The following is a 12,751-nucleotide window of genomic DNA, read 5'->3' on the forward strand; positions in this document are numbered from 1 at the left end:
TGCTGGCTGGGGGCTTGGCGGGTTGCCGGGTGCAGGTGGGGGCGTTCTGGGGGCTCGAGCCAGGGGGTGCTGGGCTGTGGACAACTCGACCTCGGCGCGTCGGAAGCGTCGGACCCTGGCGGTAGCGTGGATGCCGGGGGCCGAAGGCCAGGCTCGACCGGGGTGCGTGGGCGGAGCTAGGGGACGTTGAGGACTACCAGGGCCTTGGCGGTGCGGCCCTCGTCCACGCCGAGGGCGATGGCGTGGCCCTCGGGGTCGAAGATGCCGTAGGTGCCCTCGATGTCGGCGGCGGGGATGCGCTTGCCGTGGGCCAGGGCCTGGGTCTCGGCGCGGTCGAGGTCGCGGCGGGGGAAGGCGGTGGCGACCGAGGCGTCCATGTCCAGGGAGAGGGCGGGGTCCTGCTCCAACTGCTCCAGGGTTCGGCAGACGCGCAGGTCGAAGGGGCCGACGCGGGTGCGGCGGAGGGCGGCGAGGTGGCCGCCGACGCCGAGGGTGGCGCCGAGGTCGCGGGCCAGGGCGCGCACGTAGGTGCCCGAGGAGCAGTCGACCATGACGTCGAGGTCGACCGAGGTGTCGGTGCGGGTGGTGGCGAGCAGGTCGAAGCGGAAGACGGTGACCGGGCGGGCCGGGATCTCGACCTCCTCCCCCGCGCGGACGCGGGCGTAGGCGCGCTTGCCATCGATCTTCACGGCGCTGACCGAGCTGGGGACCTGCATGATCTCGCCGGTCAGGTCGGCGATCCCGGCGGCGATGGCCGCGTCGGTGACGCCGGTCGGGTCGGCGGTGGTGACCGGCTCGCCCTCGGCGTCGTCGGTGGTCGTGGACTGCCCGAGGCGGATGGTGGCCAGGTAGACCTTGCGGTCGAGGGCGAGGTGGCCGAGCAGCTTGGTGGCCCGCTCGACGCCGAGCACCAGGATGCCGGTGGCCATCGGGTCCAGCGTGCCCGCGTGCCCGACCTTGCGGGTGCCCACGATCCTGCGCACCCGCGCGACGACGTCGTGCGAGGTCATGCCGGGGGCCTTGTCGACGACGACGAGACCGGGGGGGACGGTTTTGCGGGGGGTGTCGCTCTTGCGCGTGGAACTGGGCACGGGCGGCAATCTTAGGGGTGGTGGGCGGCGCTCACGGACGGGCGGGTTCCGGTTGCGCCTCACCGGCGGGCAGCGCGGGGATGTCCCAGGCCCGGCGGCGGATGCGGACGGGCACCGCCTCGCCGCGCTCGGTGGCCGCGAACACCGCGGCGCGGGCCCGGCGCCACCACACGAACATCCGCCAGGAGCCCAGCACCAGGAGCACGGCGATGGCCAGGAAGGCGGTCCGGAAGTCCCGCGGGCCCGCGGCGGCGGTGTCGCCACCGAGCAGCACGCCCACCGCGAACGAGGTGATGGTGATGGCGCAGAAGCCGCCGACGTTGACCACGCCGGTGGCCGTGCCGACCCGGCTCAGCGGGTTGTAGTCGCGGGCCAGGGCGAAGGAGACGCTGGAGATGGGGCCGCCGATGGACATCAGCCCGACGGCGACCACGACGACCGGCTTGGGCGGCACTCCCCCCGGCCAGCCCAGCAGGACGGCCCACAGGACGAACGACAGCGCCATGTAGGACCACACGACCGGCAGCCGCAGGACCGGGCGGCGGCCGGTGGTCTCGCCGATCACCGGCCCGAACACCATCCCGACCAGGACGAGCAGGCTCAGCGTCGCCCCGGCCTGCGGGGCGGTCATCCCCTGCGCCTGCACCAGGTACGGGAAGCCCCAGAGCAGGCCGAGCGAGGCGGGCGCGAACATCGTGGTGAAGTGCACCCAGAACCCCAGCCGGTTGCCCGGCACCTTCCACACGGCGCGCACGTGCGAGAGCACGTCGCGCGGGGCGACGACAACAGGTCGACTGGCGTCGCCGTCGGGGGTGTCGCGCACGCGCAGGGCGACGACCAGGGCGTAGGCGAAGGTGACCGCCCCGGTGGCGGCGAAGGTGGCCGTCCAGCCCGCGGTGGACAGCAGCAGGGTCAGCGGGACGGTGGCGACCAGGTTGCCGAACATGCCGGTGGCGGCGCTGAGCGCGGCGAAGCGGGTGTAGCTGCGGCGGGGGAAGTGCGCGGCGCAGATCCGCAGGACGCTGACGAAGGTCATCGCGTCGCCGAGGCCGAGCAGGGCGCGGGCGGCGAGGGCGACGGGGAAGCTCCCGGCGACGGCGAACAGGACCTGCCCGGTGCCCATGAACAGCGCGGCGGCGGTGAGCACGCGGCGCGGGCCGAAGCGGTCGACGAGCACGCCGGTGGGCACCTGCATCGCGGCGTAGACGCCGATCTGCAGGACCGTGAACGTGCCCAGCGCGGCGGAGCCGATGCCGAACCGCTCGGCCGCCTCGAGCCCGGCGACGCCGAGCGAGGCGCGGTGGAAGACGGCGACGAGGTACACCGCGACGGCGGTGCCCCAGACGAGCAGCGCGGCCCGGTCCGCCCTGGGCGTGACCACCGACGACATCAGCGTCCCTCCTGTCGCGTCCCCCTCGGGTATCGACGGTGCGAGGTCAACTATTAGCGTTGCTAATGGTGCAGTCGGTCACAGGTCCTCACCGGACCGCCCCGACCACCGCCCACTTCCCCGAGTTGGTGCGCAGCAGGATGGTCGCGAGCCGGATGACCATGAACGCCGACAACCCCGTCCAGATCCCGGCCAGACCCCAGTCGAGCGCGAACGACACCCACACCAGCGGCAGGAAGCCCGCCACCGCCGCGAAGATGCTCGCCGTGCGCAGGAAGGCCGCGTCGCCCGCGCCGAGCAGCACGCCGTCCAGGGCGAACACGACACCCGCGATCGGTTGCAGCGCGACGAAGAACCACCAGGCGTGCGGGATCTCGCCGAGCACGGCGGCGTCCTGGGTGAACGCGCCCGGAAGCACCCCGGACACCGCGGCGAACAGCACGCCGGTCCCGATCCCGAACACCAGGCCGTAGCCGGTGAGCTTGCGCCCCAACACCTTGGCGCGCCCGGCGTCCCCGGAGCCGAGCGCGGCCCCGACGAGCGCCTGCGCGGCGATCGCGATGGAGTCGAGGACCAGCGCCAGGAACGTCCAGAGCTGCAACACGACCTGGTGCGCGCCCGCCGCGCCCACCGAGGTCCGCGCGGCCACGGCGGCGGCGGAGACGAAGCACGCCTGGAACGCCAGGCTGCGCAGGACGAGGTCGCGGGCCAGCACGAGCTGCGCCCACACCACCACCGGCCGCGGCCGCAGCGGCACCCGCTCGCGGCGCAGCGCGCCGAGGAACAGCGCCCCGACGACCGCCTGCCCGATGACGTTGGCGATGGCCGACCCGGGCAGGCCCCAGCCGACGACGTGCACCAGTACCGGGCACAGCACGGCCGACAACGCGTTGCCCGCCAGCACCAGGCGCAGCGGCGTCCTGGTGTCCTGCACGCCGCGCATCCACCCGTTGCCCGCCAGGGACACCAGGATCATCGGCACGCCCAGCAGCGCGATCCGCACCCAGCCGACCGCGGCGTCGGCCAACTCCCCCGGCCCGGCCAGGCCGCGCACGACCGGCCCGGCGAGGAGTTGGCCGAGGCCGAGCAGCAGCACGCCCAGGCCCAGCGCCAGCCAGGTCGCCTGGACGCCCTCGGCCACCGCCTCGGCGCGACGCCCGGCGCCGTGCAGCCGCGCGGCGCGCGCGGTGGTCCCGTAGGACAGGAAGGTCAACTGGGTCGACACCTGGGCCAGGACGATGGCCCCCACGCCCAGCGCCGCCAGCGGCAGCCCGCCGAGGTGGCCGACCACGGCGGTGTCGACGAGCAGGTACAGCGGCTCGGCCGCCAGCACCGGCAGCGCGGGGACGGCCAGGTCCACCACCTGCCGCCAAGTCGACCGCTCCGCCATCGCCCACTCCCGTAAGGTATGAAATCCTTATTCGCCCCTGACGCTACGGTAAGGACCGTCTATGGACAACGCCACTTACCTCGACGTCGCCCTGCGCCTGGCCAACGCGGACCTGGCCACCGTCGACGACCTGCGCGCCGCCCTGCACGACGAGCCGTGGTGGGCCGACCGCTGCACTGACGACGACCTGGCAGGCCTCCGCGCGGTCCGCGACGCCCTGCGCGCGGCCCTGGGCGCGGCCGTCGACGGCGACGGCGACGGCGTGCTCAGCCGGGTGAACGCCCTGCTGTCCGCCCACCCGCCCCAGCCCCGCCTGTCCGGGCACTCCGGCTCCTGGCACATCCACGTCGCCTCGGCCGAGGCGCCCCCGGCCCGCGAGGTCGCCGCCGCCGCCGCGTGGGGCCTGGCCCAGGCGGTGGTCGACCTCGGCACCGCCCGCTGGGGCCGCTGCGCCGCCTGCCCCAACTACTTCGTCGACTCCTCCACCAACCGCGCCAAGCGCTTCTGCTCCCCCCGCTGCGCCAACCGGGTCCACGTCGCCGCCCACCGGTCCCGCGCGCGCTGAACCCGCTCGACACGCGCCCGCTCGCGAGAGTGCGTAGGCTGGCCACGCCCCAGACCCCGGCACCCTGCGATTCGACCGCCTACCCAGCCGGGGTGCAGCGTGGAGTTATCGAGCAACGGCCCGCCCGGCCACCCCGGTGGCGCACTCCTCACCCGCACGCGCCCCCGCTCGCCCGCGACCGACGGCCAGGTCGCCATCGGCTCCCTCGTGGCGGCCGCGATGGTCGACCCGCACACGGCCCGGGACCTGTTGTTCATCCGCCTGCACCCGGTGGTGCGCCGCTACTGCGACCGCAAGATGGCCACGTCGGTCCGACGCTTCGTCGACGGGGAGGACATCACCCAGGAGGTGCTGGCCGCCGTGCACGCCCTGCTGCCCGGCTACCAGGGGCCACCGGAGCGGTTCCTCCCGATGGTCTACCGCATCGCGTCCAACAAGGTCGCCGACCACTTCCGCCACCTGGGCCGGGACCAGAGCAACCCCACCGACGACCTGCCTGCGGGCGCGTCGGAGGAACCGGGGCCCGCGGAGTCGGCGTGCGCGGGCGAGACCCTGCGCGAACTCGGCGAACTGGTGAACAGGCTGTCGGAGCTCCAGCGCCGGGTGGTGGTGCTGCGGGTGCTCGCCGGCCTCACCTCCCGCGAGACCGGCGCCATCATCGGCGCCACCCCCGAGGCGGTCCGGGTGACCCAGCACCGCGCGCTGCAACGCCTGCGCACGTGGCTGGCCGAGACCGCGCAGGACCACGCCCAGGACCGTGTTTCGGGATCTCTTCGAGAATCGTGATCTGGCGCGCACGGCTTCGAGGCCACGCCCTAATCCGGGAGGCGTTCCCCCGTGCCCTTGTCGAACACGTGCAGCGACTCGGCGACCGGGGCCAGGACCACCTTCTCGCCGCGCTGCCACGGCGACATCCCCGGCGTGCGGACCGCGATCGGCTCGGACACGACCCCGTCGACCACGCAGTACAGGTACTGGTCGCTGCCGAGTTCCTCCACGACCTCCACCACGGCCGACAACCCCGGCCCCGCCCCGGAGACCCGCCAGGCCTCCGGGCGCACGCCCAGCACGAGGTCATCCCCGGTGAGCCCGGCGCGCTGGGCCGGGGTCAGCGGCACCGTCACCCCGCCCACCGCGGCCGACTCACCGGATGCCCGCGCGGGCACCAGGTTCATCGCGGGCGAGCCGATGAACCCGGCGACGAAGAGGTTCGCGGGCTTGCTGAACAGGCCGATCGGGGTGTCGCACTGCTGCAGCACGCCGTCCTTGAGCACGGCCACGCGGTCGCCCATGGTCATCGCCTCGACCTGGTCGTGGGTGACGTAGATGGTGGTGACGCCCAGGCGGCGCTGCAGGGAGGCGATCTGGGTGCGGGTCTGCACGCGCAGCTTGGCATCCAAATTGGACAGTGGTTCGTCCATGCAGAACACCTGCGGGGAGCGGACGATCGCGCGGCCCATGGCCACCCGCTGGCGCTGGCCGCCGGAGAGCTTGGCGGGCTTGCGGTCGAGGTAGTCGGTCAGGCCCAGCAGTTCGGCGGCGTCGCGGACCTTGGCCTCGCGGTCGGTCTTGGCCACCTTGGCGATCTTGAGGTGGAAGCCGATGTTCTCCGCGACGGTCATGTGCGGGTACAGCGCGTAGTTCTGGAACACCATGGCGATGTCGCGCTCCTTCGGCGGCAGGTCGGTCACGTCCCGGTCGCCGATGTGGATCGTGCCGTCGTCGACGCCCTCGAGGCCCGCGAGCATCCGCAGGGTGGTCGACTTGCCGCAGCCGGACGGGCCGACCAGGACGAGGAACTCGCCGTCGGCGACCTCGAGGTCGAGGCCGTCGACGGCGGGGACCGGGTTGCCCGCGTAGAAGCGCGTGGTGCCGGTGAAGGTGACCGATGCCATTGCTGTGAGCCCTTTCCGCGCTTATTTGCCCGCGCCGAGCGTGAGACCGGTGATGATCCGCCGGGCCAGGAGGAGGTAGAGCACGAGCATGGGCAGGACGACGATGGCCACGCCCGCGACGAGGCCGCCGTACTCCGACTGGTAGCTGGCCGCGCTGTTGAACGCGAACAGCGCCCTGGCGAGGGTGAAGTTGGCGTTCTCGTTGAGGAACACGATCGAGAGCAGCGTCTCGTTCCACAGCCCGATCGCGTTGAGGATCAGCGCCGTGATCAGCCCGCCGCGGGCCAGCGGCAGCATGATGGTGAAGAAGGTGCGCGACGGCGACGCCCCGTCGATGGCCGCCGCCTCCTCCAGCTCGTCGGGCAGCGAGCGGAAGAAGCCGGTCAGCAGGAACACGGTGAACGGCAACGACAGCGCGACGTAGATGAGGAACAGTCCGAACAGGTCGTTGGTGAGGTCGAACTCCGCCATGCCGATGAACAGCGGGATCACCACGGTCTGGAACGGGATGCCCATGCCGATGGCGAACAGGTTCGTCAGCCCGCCCGACCCGCGCACGCCCAGCCGGGTCAGCGCGTAGGCGGCGGGCGCGGCCAGCAGCACGATCACCACCGAGGCCACCGCCACCAGCACGACGGTGATCAGGAACGCCCGGCCGAAACCGGCGTTGTCCCAGGCGTAGAGCAGGTTCCGGAACGGCTGCCCGCGCTCGAACCACGTCCGCGGCAGGGCGAAGGGCTTGGTGAAGATCTCGATCGGCGTCTTGAACGCCGCGGCCACCAGCCAGTACAGGACGAGGACGTTGAGCGCGGTGAACAGCCACACCACCGCCATGCCCAGCGCGCGCAGCGGGCTCAGGCCGCGCGCGGTGGGCGCGGGCTTGGGCTTGCGCGGCGGGGTCCGCTTCCCCGCGGGAGCCGTCGTGGTCATCGTCGCCCCTCAGTACTGGATCACGTCGCGGCGCATCAGCCTGCGCAGCGCCACGACCAGGACGGACACCAGCAGGATCATCACGACCGCCGCCGCGCAGGCCGTGCCGTACGCGGGCGCGCCCTGGTCGCCGAAGGAGCGGTCGAACACGAACACGCCCAGCGTCCAGGAGCGGATCGGCGGCGAGTACGTGCCCGGCCCGGCCAGCACGAACACCAACTCGAAGATCTTCACCGCGCTGATCGTCCACAGCACCCCGGCCACGCCGACCACGTCCCAGGTCAGCGGGAGCGTGACGTGCCGGAACTTCTGCCACGGGGTGGCGCCCGCGATGTCGGAGTCCTCGTAGAGGTAGGGCGGGATGCGGTCGACCGCGGCCATCAGGATGGTGATGTAGAAGCCGGAGCTGGCCCAGATCAGGCAGCCGGTGACCACCCAGGTGATGTTCTCCGGGGCCAGGAACTTCACCGCGTCGATCCCCACGGACTCCAGCAGGTAGTTCGCCAGCCCCTGCCGGTTGGGGCGGTACACCAGGATGATGCCGAAGAACATGCCCAGCGCGATCGGCGCGACGATGTTGGGGAAGAACAGGATCGCGCGCACGACCTTGCCGCCGCGCATCTCGCGCAGCACCATCGTGAACAGGAACGCCAGCAGGAACGTCCCCACCCCGCCGACCACGATGTAGAGCAGGGTGTTGAGGAACGAGTACCGGAAGGCGTCGGAGGCGATCAGCTCGCTGTAGTTGGCCAGGCCGGTGAACTCGGGGGTGTCGCCCGCGCCCGACCAGTCCGTGAAGCCCAGCACCACGGTCGCGACCGTGGGCACCAGCAGGAACAGCACGTACAGCGCGACCGCGGGCAGGAAGAACGGGAAGAACAGCCGCTTCTTGCGCGCCAGGTGGGCGCCCGGGGCGGGAGGCCGCCCGGGCGCCGTCGCCGTGCTCATCAGCCGTTCGTCTTCCAGAACTCGGCCTGCTTGGCCGCCAACTGCCGGACGAACTCCTGCGCGGTCAGCTTGCCCTTGAGCAGGTCGTTGTTGAGCGGGTAGAACACCGACTCGACCCACTTGCCGCCCGAGAGCGCGTCGAGGCCGTCCATGAAGATGGTCTTCTCCGCGTCGGAGTCCAGCGCCGCCTTGATGTCGGTCATCGACTCCGGGGTCGGCAGGTCCGGGCGCGAGGTCAGGTTGTCGGCGACGGTGGCGATGCCGGACAGGATGTCCTTGTTCATCATGTAGGCGATGAACGCCTTGGCCGCCTCGGGGTTCTTGGCCTTCTTGGTCACCGCGAAGCCCAGCGGCAATTGCTCGACCACCCGGTGCGTGGCGCCCTCGGGCTGCGGGAACTGGAAGGTGGCGTAGGTGATCCCCTTGTCCCCGCCCTGCTTGGCCAGGTACTCGCGGGTCTCGCTGGGCGCCCAGCCGCCGAGGAAGACGTACGCCGCCTCGCCGTCGGCCCAGCGCTGCTGCACCTGCGGGAACTTCGCCGCGTCCCAGCCGTCGATGAGGTAGCCGCCCTTGGCCAGCCGCTCCACCGGCTCGGCGGCCTTGGCCAGGTTCGGGTCGGCCACCCACGCCTGCCCGGTCTTGTCCAGCGCCGCCTTCTCCAGCCCGCCCGCGCCGACGTAGCGCTCGGCGATCTGGGTGTAGAAGTAGGCGTTGTAGAAGTCGATGTCGCCGTCCTGGCTGACGGCGGCCATGCCGTTCTCCTTGGCCTTGTCGAACAGGCCGAACAGTTCGTCGATCGACTGGGGGGCGGTGAAGTCGGTGATGAGGTCCTTGTTGAACCACCACGCGTTGCCGATGCGCTCGTACGGGATCTCGAAGATCTTGCCGTCGGCGTCCTTGTTGGCCGGGAAGTCCCAGACGCTCCGGGGGAGCACGTCGCGGACGGTCTTGTCGCCCTCGCCTATCTTGTAGTCGAGGACGTCCTCGACGGTCTGCGTGCCGCCCGGGGCGACGATGGCCGCCTTCACCTGCGAGACGTCCTGGTCGAACAGGTCGGGCACGTCGTCGGTGTTGAGCGCGGGGGCCAGGTTCTGGGTCAGCAGCTTGCGACCGAGCCACTGCACGTCGACCTTGACACCGGTCTTCTCGGTGAAGCAGTTCATGGCCTTGGTGAGGACCTGGCCCTGCGGCTCGTCCTTGGTCCACATGGACCAGTAGGTGAACTCGCCGCCGGTGGTGGGTTTGGTCCCGACCTCGGGACAGGGCGCGGCGAGGTACTCGTCCTTGCCCGGCAGGGCCAACGCGTCCTCGCCGCCGCCGGAGGCGCCCCCGCCACACGCGGCGAGCAGGAGCGCGGACACCGCAGCGAGTGCTGTCAGCCTGGTCGATCGCATGACCACCACCTGGTCTCGGTTGCGTGATGTTGCGCAGTTTGGTCAGGCACCAAACATCTGTCAACAATTCACGGCGGTCCTTCACACGGACAGCCGCACCACCAGATTGGTTTATACCACCTGACCGGAAGCGGGCGCGAGGGTGCGGCCGAACCCGCCACGACGACCTGCGCCCGGAGCGCGTGCCCGGGTGCGGGGCACGCCCTCCGGGCGCATGGCGACAACGTGCGTGGGGAGGCCCCTGTCGTAGGCGCCGCCCCCTGGGGGATCAGTCCTCGTCCTCGTCCTCGACGCGGGGCTGCTTGTACGGGTCGGCCTCGCCCGCGGGCTTGGCGTCGACGGCCCTGGCGGCCACCTCGGCGTCGGCGGCCCTGGCCTTGGCCAGCAGCTCGTCGATGCCGCGCGCCACTTCGGGCACCTTGTCGGCGACGAACTCCAGGGTCGGGGTGAACCGGACGCCGGTGCCCTGGCCGACCAGGGTGCGCAGCCGCCCCTTGGCCTTCTCCAGCGCGGCGGCGACCCCCTGGTGGTCGGGCTCGACATCGATCTTGTCGCCGAAGACGGTGTAGTAGATCGTCGCCTCGTGCAGGTCGCCGGTGACCCGGGTGTCGGTGACGGTGACACCGGTCAGCCTGGGGTCCTTGACCTCGTGCTCCAGCGCGGAGGCCACGATCTGCGAGATGCGCTTCGCCAGCTTGCGGGCGCGGGGTGCGTCGGCCACGGCGCTCCTTCTTTCTCGTGCTCGGACCACGGCGGGCCCGGGTGCTTGCTAATCGTCGTCGCCGAAGAGCCTGCGGCGGGCGGAGAGCAGCTCCATGTCGGTTCGGCCCACCATGAACCGCTCGCAGTTGTCGAGCACGTCGCGGACGTGCGCGGCGTCCGCGGCGACGGTGGCGACCCCGATCAGGGCCCTGCGGTGCAGCTCCAGGTGGCCGGCCTCGGACACGGCCACGTCGAACCGCTTGCGCAGCTCGGCGACGACCGGCCGCACGGCGGACCGCTTCTGCTTGAGCGAGTGGACGTCACCGAGCAGCAGGTCGAGCTCGAGCGAGCCTACGAACACCGGGCATCACCGTGGATGTGCTTGTGCGGAAGGGGGAGAACACCCTCGGGGCGCCCCGGCCGGGGCGCCCCGAGGGCTGAGACTCACGCGCGCGGCTTCTCGCGCATCTCGTAGGTCTCGATGATGTCGTCCACCCGCAGGTCGTTGTACGACCCGAGGGTCAGACCGCACTCGAAGCCCTCGCGGACCTCGGTCGCGTCGTCCTTGAACCGGCGCAGCGAGCTGATCGGCAGACCCTCCTGGACCACGACGCTGTCGCGGATGAGGCGGGCCTTGGTGTTCCGCCTGATCTCCCCGGAGAGGACCATGCAACCGGCGATCGTGCCGACCTTGGACGACTTGAACACGTCGCGGACCTCCGCGCGGCCAAGCTCGACCTCTTCGTAGATCGGCTTGAGCATGCCCTTGAGGGCCTGCTCGATCTCGTCGATCGCCTGGTAGATCACCGAGTAGTAGCGGACGTCGATGCCCTCGCGGTTGGCGAGCTCGGTGGCCTTGCCCTCGGCGCGGACGTTGAAGCCGATGACGATGACGTTGTCGGCGATGGCGAGGTTGATGTCGCCCTCGGTGATGCCGCCGACGCCGCGGTGGATGACCCGCAGCTCGACCTCGTCGCCCACGTCGATCTTCGTGAGCGCGTCCTCGAGTGCCTCGACGGTACCCGAGTTGTCGCCCTTGATGATCAGGTTGAGCTGGCTGGTCTCCTTCAGCGCGGCGTCGAGGTCCTCCAGGCTGATGCGCTTGCGCTTCTGCGCGTTCTGCGCGGCCCGGTTCCTGGCGGCCCGGCGCTCGGCGATCTGCCGCGCGGTCCGGTCCTCCTCCACCACGAGGAAGGTGTCGCCCGCGCCGGGCACCGACGTGAAGCCGATGACCTGCACCGGGCGCGACGGGTAGGCCTCGACGACGTCCTCGTTGAACTCGTCGACCATCCGGCGCACGCGGCCGTAGGCGTCGCCCGCGACGATGCTGTCGCCGACGCGCAGCGTGCCGCGCTGCACCAGGACGGTGGCCACCGGGCCGCGGCCGCGGTCGAGGTGCGCCTCGATCGCCACGCCCTGGGCCTCCATCTCGGGGTTGGCCCGCAGGTCCAGCGCCGCGTCCGCCGTCAGCAGGATCGCCTCGAGCAGCGCGTCGATGTTGGTGCCCTGCTTCGCCGAGATGTCGACGAACATCGTCTCGCCGCCGTACTCCTCGGCCACGAGGTTGTACTCGGTGAGCTGCTGGCGGATCTTCTGAGGGTTGGCGCCCTCCTTGTCGATCTTGTTGACCGCCACCACGACCGGCACGTTCGCCGCCTGGGCGTGGTTGATCGCCTCGACCGTCTGCGGCATGACGCCGTCGTCGGCCGCGACCACGATCACCGCGATGTCCGTCGCCTGGGCGCCACGGGCACGCATGGCCGTGAACGCCTCGTGACCCGGGGTGTCGATGAAGGTGATCAGGCGTTCCTTGCCCTCCAGCGACGTCGCCACCTGGTAGGCGCCGATGTGCTGGGTGATGCCACCCGCCTCGCCCTCGTGCACGGTCGTCTTGCGGATCGTGTCGAGCAGGCGGGTCTTGCCGTGGTCGACGTGACCCATGACGGTCACGACCGGCGGGCGCGCCTCCAGGTCTTCCTCGCCACCGGCGTCCTCGCCGTAGGAGATCTTGAAGCTGTCGAGCAGCTCCCGGTCCTCCTCCTCGGGCGTGACGACCTGGATCGAGTAGTTCATCTCGGAGCCGAGCAGCTCCAGGACGTCGTCGGACACCGACTGCGTCGCGGTGACCATCTCGCCGAGGTGGAACAGCACCTGCACCAGCGAGGCCGGGTTGGCGTTGATCTTCTCCGCGAAGTCGGTCAGCGAGGAGCCGCGCGCCAGGCGGATCGTCTCGCCACTGCCCTTGGGCAGGCGGACGCCGCCGACGCTGGGCGCCTGCATGTTGTCCATGTACTCCTGGCGCTTCTGCCGCTTCGACTTGCGACCACGCCGGGAGGGACCGCCGGGGCGGCCGAACGCGCCTGCCGCGCCGCCGCGACCGCCGCCGCCACCGGGACGACCACCGCCGCCGCGGAAACCGCCGCCACCCGCCGGGGCGCCGCCACCG

At 71.4% G+C, this 12,751-nt stretch carries 12 protein-coding genes; 2 read left to right on the top strand and 10 right to left on the bottom strand.

The annotated features are described in order from the left end of the window. Positions 1 to 176: 176 nt before the first annotated feature. The 3 genes from truB to GCL84_RS19330 form a co-directional block, all read right to left on the bottom strand. Entirely contained in the window at positions 177 to 1,091 is a 915-nt protein-coding gene (gene truB, locus GCL84_RS19320; RefSeq protein WP_156756910.1) for a tRNA pseudouridine(55) synthase TruB, read from the bottom strand. A 31-nt stretch (positions 1,092 to 1,122) separates the two neighbouring features. Next, positions 1,123 to 2,481 (bottom strand): MFS transporter, encoded by a 1,359-nt coding sequence (locus GCL84_RS19325; RefSeq protein ID WP_156756911.1) that lies wholly within the window; start codon positions 2,479 to 2,481, stop codon positions 1,123 to 1,125. An 88-nt stretch (positions 2,482 to 2,569) separates the two neighbouring features. Then, positions 2,570 to 3,871 carry an MATE family efflux transporter gene (locus tag GCL84_RS19330; protein ID WP_156756912.1) on the bottom strand — a complete coding sequence of 434 codons (1,302 nt, stop codon included), beginning with the start codon at positions 3,869 to 3,871 and terminating at the stop codon, positions 2,570 to 2,572. A gap of 61 nt (positions 3,872 to 3,932) precedes the next feature. Between GCL84_RS19330 and GCL84_RS19335 the strand changes: the two genes are divergently transcribed. Both GCL84_RS19335 and GCL84_RS19340 read left to right on the top strand, forming a co-directional pair. Then, positions 3,933 to 4,436: a CGNR zinc finger domain-containing protein gene (locus GCL84_RS19335; protein ID WP_156756913.1), complete on the top strand. Its 504-nt coding sequence runs from the start codon at positions 3,933 to 3,935 to the stop codon at positions 4,434 to 4,436. Between the two features lie 99 nt (positions 4,437 to 4,535). Continuing rightward, positions 4,536 to 5,222 (top strand): sigma-70 family RNA polymerase sigma factor, encoded by a 687-nt coding sequence (locus GCL84_RS19340; RefSeq protein WP_156756914.1) that lies wholly within the window; start codon positions 4,536 to 4,538, stop codon positions 5,220 to 5,222. Positions 5,223 to 5,251: 29 nt separating this feature from the next. Here GCL84_RS19340 and GCL84_RS19345 read toward each other — a convergent pair whose 3' ends face one another. From GCL84_RS19345 to infB, 7 genes are all read right to left on the bottom strand, one after another. Further along, complete coding sequence (locus tag GCL84_RS19345; protein WP_156756915.1) at positions 5,252 to 6,331, bottom strand: ABC transporter ATP-binding protein; 1,080 nt, start codon at positions 6,329 to 6,331, stop codon at positions 5,252 to 5,254. Between the two features lie 21 nt (positions 6,332 to 6,352). Next, entirely contained in the window at positions 6,353 to 7,261 is a 909-nt protein-coding gene (locus GCL84_RS19350) for a carbohydrate ABC transporter permease (RefSeq protein WP_156756916.1), read from the bottom strand. Between the two features lie 9 nt (positions 7,262 to 7,270). Further along, positions 7,271 to 8,209 (bottom strand): carbohydrate ABC transporter permease, encoded by a 939-nt coding sequence (locus GCL84_RS19355; protein WP_156756917.1) that lies wholly within the window; start codon positions 8,207 to 8,209, stop codon positions 7,271 to 7,273. Then, positions 8,209 to 9,603 (bottom strand): ABC transporter substrate-binding protein, encoded by a 1,395-nt coding sequence (locus tag GCL84_RS19360; RefSeq protein WP_156756918.1) that lies wholly within the window; start codon positions 9,601 to 9,603, stop codon positions 8,209 to 8,211. Before GCL84_RS19360 ends, GCL84_RS19355 begins: the two co-directional genes overlap by 1 nt. Before the next feature lie 268 nt (positions 9,604 to 9,871). After that, positions 9,872 to 10,324: a 30S ribosome-binding factor RbfA gene (gene rbfA, locus GCL84_RS19365; protein WP_156756919.1), complete on the bottom strand. Its 453-nt coding sequence runs from the start codon at positions 10,322 to 10,324 to the stop codon at positions 9,872 to 9,874. Between the two features lie 48 nt (positions 10,325 to 10,372). Beyond that, the gene (locus GCL84_RS19370) at positions 10,373 to 10,666 is read right to left on the bottom strand and encodes a DUF503 domain-containing protein (RefSeq protein ID WP_156756920.1); all 294 of its coding nucleotides are present in this window, start codon (positions 10,664 to 10,666) and stop codon (positions 10,373 to 10,375) included. An 83-nt stretch (positions 10,667 to 10,749) separates the two neighbouring features. Then, the coding region (gene infB, locus GCL84_RS19375) for a translation initiation factor IF-2 (RefSeq protein ID WP_156756921.1) at positions 10,750 to 12,751 on the bottom strand (2,002 nt) is incomplete at its 5' end.

The organism is Actinokineospora pegani, from assembly GCF_009745975.1.
In the GTDB taxonomy this organism is placed as follows: Bacteria; Actinomycetota; Actinomycetes; order Mycobacteriales; family Pseudonocardiaceae; genus Actinokineospora; species Actinokineospora pegani.